The organism is Lysinibacillus sp. S1 (genome assembly GCF_044986265.1).
GTDB lineage: Bacteria > Bacillota > Bacilli > Bacillales_A > Planococcaceae > Lysinibacillus > Lysinibacillus capsici.
The window spans coordinates 3,925,467-3,939,996 of the sequence record NZ_CP173154.1 but is presented as its reverse complement, the minus strand read 5'-3'; the positions used below and the strand labels follow the sequence as shown (position 1 = coordinate 3,939,996).

Below are 14,530 nucleotides of genomic sequence, written 5' to 3'. Positions count from 1 at the left end.
ATTCTTTTTAAAAGTCAATAACTATGTTCGTGCTAAAACAATATGTGCTATAATAGACAAGATTTTAGGAGGTCGATACATTGAAAGATTGGATTGAAAAAATCAATGCAAAGATCGATGAATTACTTGAACAAAAATGGATGAAGAAATTACGTATTTCAGGTAGTGTTACCTGGAACTTATTTTTACTATTTTTAGTCTTTGCATTGGTTGGCACTGTATTTGTCGGTTCAGTTGGAGCTGGTTATTTTGCTTCTCTTGTAAAAGAAGAACCGTTACGCTCAAAACAAGAGTTAAGGGATCAAATTTTTAGCTATGAAGAAACCAGTGAGATTTATTTTGCCAACGATATTTATATTGGGAAATTAAGGACAGATTTAGATCGACGTGAAACTTCGCTTAGCAATGTTGCACCAGAGGTCGTGAATGCTGTTCTGGCAACAGAAGATGAATATTTCCGAGAGCATAACGGAATTGTTCCTAAAGCAGTTATTCGTGGGTTATTACAAGATGTCACAAACTCTGCAACGCAGACAGGTGGTTCTACACTTACCCAGCAGCTTATTAAAAACCAAGTACTAACTAATGAAGTATCATACGAGCGTAAAGCTAAGGAAATTTTACTAGCGATGCGTTTAGAACATTTTATGACGAAGGAAGAAATATTAGAGGCTTATTTAAATATCATTCCCTATGGTCGTAACTCTTCAGGACGAAATATTGCAGGTGTTGAAACAGCTGCGGAAGGAATTTTTGGCGTAAAAGCAAAAGAATTGTCTCTTCCTCAAGCTGCGTACATAGCTGGTATTCCACAGGCACCATTTGCTTATACACCATTTACAAATACAGGTGAACTGAAAAGTGAAGAAGCTTTGAAACCAGGTATTGATCGTATGAAAACAGTACTTTATCGTATGAAAGAAGCTGGTTATATTGATGATGCACAGTATAATGAAGCGTTAAACTATGATATTGCTGCCGATTTCCGTGGACCAGAAATGCGCGCGGAGGATCGTTATCCTTGGTTGACTTATGAGCTTGAAGCTCGTGCAAAAGATATTATTGCTGAAAAATTAGCAAAAGATGATGGGATTGACCCAGAGCGCTTAAAGTCAGAAAAAAAATTAAAGGATAAATATACGATTTTAGCAGATCGTGATGTTCGTTCAAAAGGCTATCGTATTTATTCAACCATTAATAAAGATATGTATGATGCGATGCAAAAAGCAGCAAAAGACTTCCAGTATTATGGTCATACGTATACTGGTAAAGGGAAAGATCCTGTTACTGGTGAAGAAATTGATATTGAGATGCCGGTACAAGTAGGTAGTATTTTAATAGAGAATACGACAGGTCGTATTTTAAGCTTTGTCGGTGGTCGAGACTTTAAAACCACTCAAGTAAACCATGCAACACAAGCTTATCGTTCTAACGGTTCTACAATGAAACCATTACTTGTTTATGGACCTGCCATTGAGTATGGCGTAATCGGTGCGGGTAGTCCATTAGTTGACGTGAAATTCTCAATCGGTTCTTGGAGTCCAAGTAACTATATTACGAGTGATGAGCGAGGTCTTATTCCAGCACGTGAAGCTTTAGCAGATTCTCAAAATATTTCAGCACTACGTTTATATAATGATATTATTAGTAGACGCCCTGCAGATTTGTTAGTAAAAATGGGATTCTCAAAATTACATCCAGATGATTTTACTAACCTAGCAACTGGGATCGGTGCTTTAAGCGAAGGAACTACTGTTGAAGAAAATACAAATGCATTTGCTACCTTTGCAAATGGTGGCCAATTCATTGACGCTTATATGATTGATCGAATTGAAGACCAAGAAGGAAATATTGTTTACCAACATGAAGTAGAACCTGTTCAAGTATTTAGCCCAGAAACATCTTATATCGTGACAGATATGCTACGTGATGTTCTCACTAAAGGAACAGGGACAATGGCACGAAATACATTAAAATTCTCTTCTGATTTCGCTGCAAAAACAGGGACTTCTCAAGAATATAAAGATGTTTGGTTAGTTGGTTATAACCCTAATGTATCTCTTGGTGTTTGGATGGGTTACGATCAACCTCGTACACTTTATGCATTTAACAACACCTATTTACAGCCAAGCGTTCGGGTGAATAAGCTATGGGGTACTTTAATGAATGCTGTTTACGATGCGGACCCTCAGCTAATTGACCCTCCAACAAGTTTTAAGGCGCCTAAAAATGTTGTGACAGCATCATTCTGTGGCATTTCCGGCATGGCCCCTTCTGCAGCTTGTGCTAGCGCAGGTCTTGTACGCTCAGATTTATTTAATGCGAAAGTATTTTTACCATCACAACCTGATGATAGCTTAGCCTCTTCAAGTGTTGTGACGATTAAAGGAAAAACTTATAATGCGTTGCCAAATACACCAGCAGAGTTTGTAAAAGCAGGTGGCGCAGGCATTAATCAAGACTTTATTAAACGAATGTTAGGTAGACTTGGCGGGAACCCTGCTAGTCTGTTACCAAAGAATTCTACATTGTCGAATTCATCTGTATCAGCAGTTGATTTCCCAGCGGATGGTAGCCCTCCAGCAGCTGTCTCAGCTTCAGTAAATGGCTCTACATTATCATGGTCAGAGTCATCGAATGATGTTGTTGGTTATCGTATCTACAACGTTACGAATGGCGGTAATACACTTGTAACGTCCGTACTAGAGTCAACACAAAGCATTACGGTTGCTAGTGGACAAGCTTATGTAGTGGTCGCTGTAGATATTACAGGTTTAACATCACCACATTCCAATGTTGTGTCTACTGGCGGTAGTGAAAATGAACCTGACCCAGAGGAAAACGACCAAGAACCAATACCACCTACAACGCCACCTACTAATGGCAATGGTAATGGTTCGGGTAGTAACGGCAATGGCTCCAATAACGGGAACGGGTCTGGTAATAACGGCAATGGCTCCAATAACGGGGATGGTTCTGGTAACAATGGCAATGGCTCCAATAACGGGGATGGCTCCGGAAGCAATGGCGATGGATCTGATAACCCCGGAGATGGCACAAACGGAGGAGACAATGGTAATACCACTACTCCAACTGAAACATCAAGACGCTAATCCATTATGCCTTAGCAAAAGCATTTGTATTAGATAATCAATTAAACAGACTTACTGCATATTCCTTATGAATTGTAGTAAGTCTGTTTTTTTGTCATTATTAAGAGGACTACTATTTTGAAGGGGTGAAAATATATGAACATATTGATTTTAGGAGGCACACGTTTTTTTGGAAAAAAGCTAGTTGATCTTTGTATTCAAAATGGACATAAGGTAACGATTTTAACACGTGGTCAAAGTGGCAACCCCTTTGGTACACATGTTAAGCAATTAGTAGTAAATCGTAATGATCGTGATGCTTTAGAACAGGCACTAGCCAATACAACATGGGACATTGTCTATGATAATATTTGCTATTCGCCCAACGAGGCACAAGCGATTTGCGAGATATTAAAGGGAAAAACGAAAAAGCTCGTCTTTACTTCTACTCTTTCAACATATGAGGTAGATGGTAAGATAAAAAAGGAAGAAGACTTTGATCCATACCAGTATCAAATTCGTATGGGACATCAAGAGGAATTTTCTTATGGAGAAGGAAAACGACAAGCGGAGGCAGTCTTATTCAAAGAAGCTTCATTCCCAGTCGTAGCTGTACGTTTCCCAATTGTGATGGGTGAAGATGATTATACTCGACGTTTACATTTCCACGTTGAACATATTTTACAGAATCAGCCGATTACTTTACCGAACATTGATGCAAAGATGAGTTATATTACAGATGGGGAAGCTGCTGAATTTTTATACTTTGCGGGCGTTACTCCTATTGAGGGACCATACAATGCTACCGCATCAGGGGCCATATCTCTCAAAGATCTAATTGCGCTAATTGAAGAAGCAAGTGGTCAGCGCGCAAAAATTTCCTTCATTGGTGGTGATGAGGAATCACAGTCTCCTTATGGGGTGCCTGCTGATTGGTATATGTCTAATGCTAAGGCTGAGAAGGCAGGATTTACGTTTAGTCAGCTTGAAGATTGGTTACCAAAATTAGTGGCAACATTAGTAAAACAGCTACAATAGCATTTATAGCGCAAAGAATCTGCTCATATCTAGCAGATTCTTTGTTCATCCTAATGTCTAGTCATTTTTGCCGCTAATGCCTCACTTTCTGCTGAACGAAAGTGTATTTTCACGGTAATATGTTCTTTAAAATAGCTACTGCTTTGTCAATCTCTTCCTTTGTGACCGTTAATGGAGGCAAAAGACGAATAACTGTTGGCCCTGCCCCTACTAATAAAAGACCACTTTCTTCCGCTGCCGCGATATAAGGCGCAACTTCCGTGTCCCCACAGCCAATCCCTAACAAGAGACCCTGGCCTTGAACAGTATAGCTAGAAGATAAATGAGCCCTTAGTTGTGCCACAAAATAGGCAGATATTTCTCGTACCTGCTGTAAAAAATCCGGCTCAAACACATGATTTAAAACAGCTTGTGCCACATTCATCGCAAGAGGGTTTCCACCGAATGTTGTACCATGTGTTCCTGGACTAAATGTAGCATGAAGCTCAGCAGTTCCGAGCATTGCACCAACAGGGAAACCACCACCTAAGCCTTTTGCCAAAGTTACGATATGTGGCTTTAATACCGTTTGTTCAAATGCATAGCGTGTTCCTGTTCTTCCAATGCCCGTTTGCACTTCATCAACAATTAGTAGTACACCTTGCTCCTCACAGACTTTTGCAATAGCTGCGGCAAATTCTGCTGATACACTATTGACGCCACCCTCTCCCTGAATCATTTCTAGCATTATAGCTGCAACTGAATCATCAACGGTTGCTTCAAGTGTAGCAGCATCATTAAATGGCAAAATCGAAAATTTTTCTACGAGTGGTCCAAAGCCATTATGTACTTTGCCTTGACCTGTTGCAGACATTGCTCCAAAAGTACGACCGTGGAATGATTTTTCAAATGTAATAATATGATGTTTGCCTGTATGCTTACGAGCTAATTTAATGGCCGCTTCATTAGCCTCAGCCCCGCTATTACAAAAAAAGGCATGTGAAAAGTGTGTATTAGCAATTAATTTTTCTGCCACCTTTTCCTGACCTGGTATTTCAAAAAGATTTGAAATATGCCATAGCTTTTGGCTTTGCTCTTGAAGTGCCTGTACAACGGCTGGATGGGCATGACCAAGACTCACCACAGCAATGCCACTAGTAAAATCCAAGTATTGCTTCCCTGTTGAATCCTCAACAATTGTCCCCTGACCTTTAACAATTTGTGCACGACGCTTGCCGTAATTCTCAAATAAAACACTCATGTTATCATCTCCACTATCATTTAAAATAGTTTCTTTCAACAACTATACTTCTCAAGCTATCCTATTTAGAACACTAGGAAGAAAGAAGTTCACTTGTGGCTACAATTGTTGTACCAATTAAAGTTGCGCCTACAATTTGTACAGAAGGAATCCCTGCCCGTAAACAGTCAATCGCTCCTTGCACTTTCGGAATCATTCCACCGTAAATATGGCCCTGCTCTGTCCATTGATCTATAAGACTAGGTGTAGCTATTGCTTGATATTCATCTTCAATACGGATACCACTCACATCTGTCACGAGTAGTAAGCTATCTGCTCCGACGGCTAAAGCAATTTCACTTGCTACCGTATCGCCATTAATATTAAGAGCCTGACCTGCTTCGGTCGTACCTACGCAGGCAATAACAGGTACAATCCCTACACCCATTAAAGCTTCCAATAAGGATGTATTGATATTTTTAATAGCTCCTACATACCCGTAAGTCTCTTGATCTAAAAAGTCTACGACTATCAACTGATTATCAAAGCCATTTAATCCGATGGCTGCTATACCAGCTGTTGTTAACTCATGAACTAATGCAGTGTTTACTTGCCCTATTAGGGTCGATTGGACAACTTTAATTGCAGCCTCGTTCGTGACACGTATTCCATTTAATGTATGTGATTGTAGGCCTTGAGCAGCTAGTTCTCGATTTATGGCTGGCCCACCCCCGTGGGTAATAATAAGCTCTACCCCACTCTCTTGTAATCTTTTAAAATTATCAAAGAAAGCCTCATTTAAACCTTCCAGTGTACTGCCCCCAAGCTTAATGACCACACGTTTATGAGCGGTATGATGCATTGATTTGGACATAGTCATATGTTAAGTCACATCCCCAAGCATGCCCCTTACCATCACCCACACCAAGGGACACATAGATTTTTACTTCATGCATTTTTAATATTTGAATTAACTCGTCCTCAGAAAAGGGAATTGGTTCACCGTTTTCTACCATAGTAGCACCACCGATTTGGATAGTAATTTTATCTGGATCAACTGTTGCGCCACTATACCCTACTGCTGCAATAATACGCCCCCAGTTGGCATCACAGCCGAAAACTGCAGTCTTTACAAGTGGTGAACCAACGACTGTTTTTGCAATTTTACGTGCCTCCTCGTCTGAAATTGCACCAACAACTTCCACTTCGATAAGCTTCGTTGCTCCTTCACCATCTTTGGCAATCATTTTTGCTAAATCTTCCGCTACTGTTTGCAAAGTGTTAAAGAAATTTTGCCAATCTGGATGCTCTGGAGTTAAAGAATTATTCCCTGCCAAGCCATTAGCCAATATTACCACTGTGTCATTAGTGGATGTATCCCCGTCAACTGTAATAGCGTTAAATGTTAAATTAGTAATAGTCGATAAAGCTGCTTGTAACACATCAGATTCAATGTTGGCATCTGTTGTAATAAAGCCTAGCATTGTTGCCATATTAGGTTCGATCATACCTGAACCTTTTGCTACACCAGCAATGATAACTTCCTTGCCATCCACAGTTGTACTATAGCTTGTGTTTTTCATGACGGTATCTGTTGTCAAAATAGCCTGCGCAAAGTCAATCGCACTTTCTAAATTGTCCTTTGGCTCTAACTGAAGAATACCATTTGCTACTGGCTCTAATTTCATCATTTCTCCAATAACACCTGTCGAGCAAACTCCCACCAAATTTGGTGCAATCCCTAATTTTTCAGCAGCTAGCGCTTGCATTGTTTGGGCATCTTTTACACCTTGTTTACCTGTACAAGCATTCGCATTGCCTGAATTCACGATCATCGCTTGCATTTTCTTAGTTGCATAAACAACTTCCTTCGTGACTTTTAATGGTGCTGCTTGCACAGCATTTGTAGTAAAAACACCCGCAACACTTGCTGGGACTTCACTTACTAAAAGGGCTAAATCCTTTTTCTTATGTTTTAAACCACAGTGTAATCCGGCTGCCTTAAAGCCTTTTGGTGAAACAATATTTTTACTTGATAATTTTTTCATTACATTCGTTGAAGTGGTAACTGTCATCCGAAATTCCTCCTTAGATTAATAAATAAGAGAAGCATACAGTTGCCTGCATGCTGTTAAATAAAGAACGGTACGACATCTAGCCCTGTCGTTTGTGGTAAGTCAAATTGCACATTCATATTTTGGATAGCTTGCCCTGCTGCTCCTTTGACAAGGTTATCAATTACACTAACAATTGTGGCGCGATTTGTACGGGAATCTACTTTCACTAGAATGTCACAATAATTTGATCCCTTGACACGATTTGTCCCTAAACTAGATGCATCCGTAACGATTCGAACAAATGGATGATTCTCATAGGTTGCCTGTAAGCAAGTGATCAATTGCGACTCTGTAATTCCCTGCATTACTGGTGCATAGGATGTCGCCAAAATTCCCCTGGTCATTGGAACCAGATGCGTATTAAAAGTAACCTTTGTATCTGCTTGAGCAAACATGGAAAGTGCCTGTTCAATTTCGGGAATATGTTGATGTGTATTTACTTTATAGATTGAAAAATTCTCATTTGTCTCACTAAAATGGGTAGTTTGTGAGGGCTTATTGCCTGCTCCTGAAATACCACTCTTTGCATCAATAACTAGAAAACTAGGATCAATTAAACGTTCTTTTACAAGTGGTAGTAAGGATAATAAAACTGCTGTTGGGTAGCAACCCGGATTAGCAACAAGTGTTGCTTGACGTATAAGCTCTTCATTCCATTCTGTTAAACCATATACACTTTGTTGAACACTATGGAACGGTGCAGCTTTTTTGCCATACCAGGTTTCATAGCTTGCTAGATCTTTTAACCGAAAATCACCAGATAAATCGATTAGCTTTGGTCCTTTCCCAACCAAAGGCGGTAATAGCTCACTTGTCACCCCAGATGGTGTACTCGTAAAAATAACATTGAATTTTTCTAAAGTGTCATACGCAATCTTTTGTAACGGTGTATCAGCTATCCTAACAAGATGGCCAAATTTCGAAGAAAATTGGACACCCTCTTCTGAAGAAGTAAATAAATCAATTCGTTCTACAGCTGGATGATTATGTAAAAATCGAATAAGTTCTAGACCACCATATCCAGTTGCTCCAATAATACCTACTTTCACTGCACTCACCTCTGAAATAAGTTAAAAATAGTATACGTCTGCATATTTATTAAGTCAACTGAATTTTTATTTAATTCATTGTTTTTTGAAATAGATAATATTTCACCTACTCTCACCTCTATACTATTGTAAATCCAGAAAAAAGAAGGCAAGAATCCTTTCGCCCATCGAATGAATCCCTGCCTTCTTTTTATGCACATGTTGTATAAATATCAATTGATGTTTTAGATAATTAATCTTCCATGGTTGATAAATCACCAGTCGGTAAATTTAATTCCCAAGCTTTCAAAACGCGACGCATAATTTTACCACTACGTGTTTTTGGCAATTTATCTTTAAATTCTATTTCACGTGGTGCTGCATGTGCAGATAAACCTTTTTTAACAAAATCACGTATATCTTCAATTAATGCATCAGAAGGTTCTACCCCTTCTCGTAAGGATACAAAGGCTTTAATGATTTCACCTCGCACCGGATCTGGTTTCCCGATAACACCCGCTTCAATTACATCTGGATGCTCAAGTAGCTTACTTTCTACTTCAAAAGGTCCTACACGTTCACCAGCCGTCATAATGACATCATCCACACGCCCCTGGAACCAGAAGTAACCTTCATCATCCATATAGGCTGAATCTCCAGACACGTACCATTCTCCTTTTAGGAAATAAGATTCATAGCGCTCTGGATTGCCCCAAATTTGGCGCATCATGGCAGGCCAACCACGACGAATAGCTAGATTCCCCATTGTAAATGGTGGAACCTCATTGCCTGCATCATCTACAATCGTCGCATGAATACCAGGAAGAGGTTTCCCCATTGAACCTGGCTTAATATCCATCGATGGATAATTACAAATCATATGCGCTCCCGTCTCTGTCATCCACCATGTATCATGTATACGATGACCTAGTTCCTCTACTCCCCAGCGAATAACTTCTGGATTCAAAGGCTCACCAACAGACAGCACATGGCGTAAAGATGTGAGATCATAGCTTTCAAGCAAGCCACTACCTGCACCCATCAGCATTCGGAACGCTGTTGGTGCACTATACCACACTGTCACACTATAATCTTCAATAGCCTGATACCATGCTTGTGGTGAAAATCTTCCTCCGACGATTAGCATTGTTACACCGTTTAACCACGGACCAAAGATGCCATAGGCTGTTCCTGTAACCCATCCAGGATCAGCTGTACACCAATAAATATCATCTTCACGTAAATCAAGTACCCATTGTGTCGATTGATATTGCTGAATCATAGCATTATGGACATGCAATACACCCTTTGGAGCACCTGTTGATCCAGAGGTATAGTGAAGAATCATCCCATCTTCTCTGTCTACCCACTCTATATCAAAATGAGCTGAAGCTTCTTTTAAATGTTTAGTAAAGTCTAGTATTTGAGCTGTTTCCTCAACGCCCTCCCCTACTAAAAAGATATGCTCCAATTTAGGTAATTTAGCTAAAGGTACACGTTCAAGTAAAGCAGGTGTCGTGACTAATACTTTCGCCTCACTATCAGCAAGTCGATCATACACAGCACCTTCCATAAAAGCTTCAAACAATGGTCCAACAATAACCCCCATTTTCAACGCTCCTAATAATGAAAAATAAAGCTCAGGTGAACGAGGCATAAAAATAAATAAACGATCACCTTTCTGCAGATTAGTAGTCGCTTTAAAAACATTTGCTGCTTTGTTTGTTAACCTTTTCATTTCATTAAATGAATATGCCTCTTTCCGTTTACCATCATTAAAATACAATGCCACCTTATTTTTGCGATGTGTTTCTGTATGGCGATCAATAGCCTCATATGCCATATTCACTAAACCTGTTTCGCTCCAACTAAATGCCTTTTCCGTATCTGCCCAATTATGAGATTCTGCCACTTCTTCATAATTCGTTAAATGGTGTTGACCAGGTAAAGCCATTAACTTCTCCTTCATTTTCATCCCCATGAAAATACCCCTTTCTTTGCTTTTGTTTTTGACTAAATTTCAACAATCCCCCCTGTTGAAATTCAGAGAATTTTCCAAAAGCAAAATTGATATGTAGCAATTGTTATACAACAGTTATCCATAGTATTAATGTTCGAATCCCTAATAGTACTACTTTTATCTGTTAAATAACAGAAGCAATATAATCTTATTTTACACGAATTCAGATAGATTGTCTCAATATTTTTATTTTTCCAAAAATACAGGTATATTTTGCAAAAATAAGCGTTTTTACGCAAGAAATCAGCTATAATGGAATTATTAAACTCAGGTGGTGTAATTATGGAACATAAAAAAACTTTTTTTTCTGTCACAAAGGAAACAAAGCATGGTACTGTGTATGTGGAAGGACCTGTGCCTCCAGAAAAATTAGCTACATATTCATTCCATGAAGGCTTGGTTGCCTTCAGACCTCCAAAACAGCAACAGCAGGCCATTATAGAAATTGCTGGACTACCCGAAGGCCGTATTATTATTATTCGAAACGAAGATATTATTGTAGGCTATGTTACCTATCTTTACCCTGATCCACTTGAACGATGGGCAGAAGATCGTATCGATGACATGATTGAATTAGGTGCCATTGAAGTCATTCCAGACTACCGTGGTACTGGTGCTGGGAAGGCACTACTAGCCGTTTCATTTATGGGGGATGAAATGGAAGATTATCTTGTGATTACTACCGAGTACTATTGGCATTGGGATTTAAAAGGAACTGGTTTAAATGTTTGGGATTACCGCAAAAYGATGGAGAAAATGATGAGCTCTGCTGGTTTCGAATATTTTGCAACAGATGATMCTGAAATTACATCACATCCAGCCAATTGCCTGATGGCGCGCGAAGGAAAACGGGTGCCTCCTGAGACAATGGAAAGATTTGATAGACTTCGTTTTAGAAATCGTTTCATGTATTAAAACTAATACAAAGGGGATGCATATATGATTGTAGAAGAAATTATGAATGATAAGCCTTATACATTAGCTCCTACCAATACAGTGCAGGAGGCACTAAAGTTAATGCGTGAAAAGAAAGTTCGTCATTTACCAGTTGTAGATGATGAACACCACGTTTTAGGTGTAATTACTGAACGAGATATTAAAGAGGTCTTGCCCTCATCTTTGCAGGATGAACCAAACTCTCCTATTTTTAATGCAAAAGTAGAGGATATTATGGTGAAAGACCCCCTTATAGGTCATCCACTAGATTTTGTTGAAGAGGTGGCACTTACGTTTTACGAATCAAAAATAGGCTGTTTACCTATTGTCTCTGGTGGAAAATTGGTAGGCATTGTTACGACAACAGATTTACTCTATACATATATAGAGCTGACTDDTGCYDMANAGCSBGGGTCAAAAATCGAGATTCGGGTATCCGATACCCCAGGAGTTTTATTTGAAATTACAAWAATATTTCATCAACATCATGCCAATGTCCAAAGCGTCTTAGTTTATCCTGACTCTGAAAATACACAAAACAAAATTTTAAGCGTCCGAGTAAAAACACTAAATCCTTTAGCAATGATTGAAGATCTACGCAAAGAGGGCTTTGATGTCCTATGGCCAAATTTACCGGGTGTTTCGCTATAATGAAAAAGGCCGTATTCGTATACTCGCCAGAACAACTCGGATATAAATTTTCAGATACACATCCTTTCAATCATAAACGCTTGACGCTAACTATGGATCTACTAAAAAATATTAATGCACTCGATGATGTAGATATTGTACCAGCACGTGTTGCAACGGAAGAAGAGCTATTGCTTGCACATGATTCAAAATATATAGATATTGTAAAAAAAGCAGGACATGGTGAGTTATCAGAAGCACAATGTGAAAGCTATGGGATTGGAACTGAAGATACCCCTATTTTTGAAAATATGCATGAAGCAAGTGCACAGCTAGTTGGTGGAACTTTAACCGCTGTTGATTATGTAATGGAAGGAAAAGCCGAACACGCCCTTAACCTTGGTGGAGGACTCCATCATGGTTTCCGTGGTCGTGCATCAGGTTTTTGTATTTACAATGATAGCACAGTGGCTATTCGTTACTTGCAGGAAAAGTACAACGCTCGTGTACTTTATGTAGATACAGATGCTCATCATGGGGATGGTGTCCAATGGAGCTTTTATGAGGATCCTAATGTTTGTACACTGTCCATACATGAAACTGGTCGTTATCTATTCCCTGGAACCGGAAATATTACTGAGCGTGGCAATGGGCAAGGCTATGGAACCTCCTTTAATTTTCCAATGGATGCGTTTACTGAGGATGAAAGTTTCCTAGAGATCTATGAACAGTCAATGCGAGAGATTTTTGAATTTTTCAAGCCAGATGTTGTATTAACACAAAATGGTGCAGATGCACATTATTTTGATCCATTAACACATTTACATGGAACAATGAATATTTATCGCGAAATTCCTAAGCTAGCTCATCAATTAGCACATGAGTATTGTGATGGTCGATGGATTGCAGTGGGGGGCGGTGGCTACGATATTTGGCGAGTGGTGCCTCGTGCCTGGTCCATGTTATGGTTGGAAATGACTGACCAAGCGTTACCAATGGGGCCACTCCCTCAAGCATGGCTGGATCGCTGGCAACCAGAAGCACCTGTTCCTTTTATTCCAACATGGGAGGATCCGATTCCTTTATACGAGCCAATTCCTCGTAAAGCGGAAATAGAGGAAAAGAATGCTCAAATGTTAGCCAAATCGCTACATATTATTCGGAATGAAAGACGGGATTAATTTCTTGGCCTCACGATATTCGTGGGGCTTTTTAAATTAGATGAATGCTTTTGGTGGTATATCCATCAATTCTTTTGTTCTATCCCTCACTTTTGAAACGCTATCCTCTATTTTTGACGTTCCATCCAGCAAATAAAAACACGCAAATCCTTCATAAGCGATTTACGTGTTAGTATCATTATTTACTTTTGACAGATTGTCGATGCTCAATACGGTGTGGTAAAATAACCGCTTCGTCCTCGACATTTTCCTTGCTCATTAATTTTGTCAGCAGGCGCATTGCAACAGCTCCAATATCGTAAAGCGGTAGCGCGACACTTGTTAACTGTGGGCGAACCATTCGTGCTAACTTTGAGTTCTCAAAGCTGATAACTTCAATATCTTCTGGAACATTTTTGCCCGCATCTTGTGCGCCATGAATTAAACCGATGGCCAATTCATCACTTCCTGCAAAATAAGCTGTTGGTGGCTGTTCAAGAGCAGATAAAATCTCCCAAGCCTCTAAGCCCATATCATAGCTGGACTCTTMTGCWGCADTTAATGMTTCATCTATTGGTAAACCAGCATCCTGCAATGCTTTCTTATAGGCTGCTAGCTTGAATTTTCCGTTAATTGTATACGAAAGTGGGCCAGTTACAAAACCAATCCGTGTATGGCCATTTTGAATAAGTAATGAAATAGCTTCATAAGCCGCCTGGAAATAATCGATATTCACAGTTGCAATTGTTTGGGATTCATCCACAGAGCCTGCAAGCACAATTGGTACTGGCGAATGATCCATCGTTTGCTGCATCTTTTCTGTAACCTCATCACTCATCATGACAATACCATCAACCTGTTTTCCAAGCATTGTATCCAGTAGCTGTAACTCTTTATCTTCATGTTGATCTGAGTTGGCTAAAATAATATTGTAACGATACATTGTGGCAATATCCTCTACACCACGAGCCAGCTCCGCATAAACATTGTTTGCAATATCTGGGATAATCACGCCAACTGTTGTTGTTTTCTTACTTGCTAAACCTCGCGCTACTGCGTTTGGACGGTATTCTAATCGTTCAATTACTTCTAGTACTTTTTTTCGTGTTGCTGGTTTTACGTTTTGATTACCATTGACTACACGAGAGACCGTTGCCATGGAAACATTTGCTTCTCTTGCAACATCATAAATTGTAACAGTCATCGTACGTGCCTCCCTTTTTTCCTATTATAGCCTTATCATACGATAATTTTCATATTATTTTCAAGAAGAACTACGTAAAAACCAAG

Annotated in this window: 11 protein-coding genes; 5 read left to right on the top strand and 6 right to left on the bottom strand. The window is 39.5% G+C overall.

Annotated features, from left to right (window positions below; all coding sequences use genetic code 11):
* Positions 1–80 precede the first annotated feature (80 nt).
* Together ACHZEU_RS19695 and ACHZEU_RS19690 are read left to right on the top strand one after the other, a co-directional pair.
* Positions 81–3,113 carry a transglycosylase domain-containing protein gene (locus ACHZEU_RS19695; RefSeq protein WP_279495765.1) on the top strand — a complete coding sequence of 1,011 codons (3,033 nt, stop codon included), beginning with the start codon at positions 81–83 and terminating at the stop codon, positions 3,111–3,113.
* Positions 3,114–3,248: 135 nt separating this feature from the next.
* Positions 3,249–4,130, top strand: a complete 882-nt coding sequence (locus ACHZEU_RS19690) for an NAD-dependent epimerase/dehydratase family protein (RefSeq protein ID WP_279495766.1) — start codon at positions 3,249–3,251, stop codon at positions 4,128–4,130.
* Positions 4,131–4,239: 109 nt separating this feature from the next.
* Here the strand turns inward: ACHZEU_RS19690 and ACHZEU_RS19685 are convergent, their stop codons facing one another.
* The 5 genes from ACHZEU_RS19685 to acsA form a co-directional block, all read right to left on the bottom strand.
* A complete protein-coding gene (locus ACHZEU_RS19685; protein ID WP_048393719.1) occupies positions 4,240–5,370 on the bottom strand; it encodes an acetylornithine transaminase in 1,131 nt (376 codons plus the stop codon).
* A 73-nt stretch (positions 5,371–5,443) separates the two neighbouring features.
* The gene (argB, locus tag ACHZEU_RS19680; RefSeq protein WP_048393515.1) at positions 5,444–6,229 is read right to left on the bottom strand and encodes an acetylglutamate kinase; all 786 of its coding nucleotides are present in this window, start codon (positions 6,227–6,229) and stop codon (positions 5,444–5,446) included.
* Positions 6,192–7,424, bottom strand: a complete 1,233-nt coding sequence (gene argJ / locus ACHZEU_RS19675; protein ID WP_048393513.1) for a bifunctional glutamate N-acetyltransferase/amino-acid acetyltransferase ArgJ — start codon at positions 7,422–7,424, stop codon at positions 6,192–6,194. Before argJ ends, argB begins: the two co-directional genes overlap by 38 nt.
* Before the next feature lie 56 nt (positions 7,425–7,480).
* Positions 7,481–8,515: an N-acetyl-gamma-glutamyl-phosphate reductase gene (argC, locus tag ACHZEU_RS19670; RefSeq protein WP_259948506.1), complete on the bottom strand. Its 1,035-nt coding sequence runs from the start codon at positions 8,513–8,515 to the stop codon at positions 7,481–7,483.
* 232 nt (positions 8,516–8,747) lie between these two features.
* The gene (acsA, locus tag ACHZEU_RS19665; protein WP_375543413.1) at positions 8,748–10,475 is read right to left on the bottom strand and encodes an acetate--CoA ligase; all 1,728 of its coding nucleotides are present in this window, start codon (positions 10,473–10,475) and stop codon (positions 8,748–8,750) included.
* A 321-nt stretch (positions 10,476–10,796) separates the two neighbouring features.
* On the opposite strand from acsA, the gene ACHZEU_RS19660 reads away from it, so the two are divergent.
* The 3 genes from ACHZEU_RS19660 (at position 10,797) to ACHZEU_RS19650 (ending at position 13,261) form a co-directional block, all read left to right on the top strand.
* A complete protein-coding gene (locus tag ACHZEU_RS19660; RefSeq protein ID WP_404803670.1) occupies positions 10,797–11,429 on the top strand; it encodes a GNAT family N-acetyltransferase in 633 nt (210 codons plus the stop codon).
* A 24-nt stretch (positions 11,430–11,453) separates the two neighbouring features.
* Complete coding sequence (locus tag ACHZEU_RS19655) at positions 11,454–12,101, top strand: acetoin utilization AcuB family protein (protein WP_404803669.1); 648 nt, start codon at positions 11,454–11,456, stop codon at positions 12,099–12,101.
* Positions 12,101–13,261, top strand: coding sequence for an acetoin utilization protein AcuC (locus ACHZEU_RS19650; RefSeq protein WP_048393507.1), 1,161 nt, complete (start codon positions 12,101–12,103; stop codon positions 13,259–13,261). The genes ACHZEU_RS19655 and ACHZEU_RS19650 overlap by 1 nt, the downstream gene beginning before the upstream one ends.
* A gap of 178 nt (positions 13,262–13,439) precedes the next feature.
* Here the strand turns inward: ACHZEU_RS19650 and ccpA are convergent, their stop codons facing one another.
* Positions 13,440–14,444 (bottom strand): catabolite control protein A, encoded by a 1,005-nt coding sequence (gene ccpA, locus ACHZEU_RS19645; RefSeq protein WP_404803668.1) that lies wholly within the window; start codon positions 14,442–14,444, stop codon positions 13,440–13,442.
* Positions 14,445–14,530 lie beyond the last annotated feature (86 nt).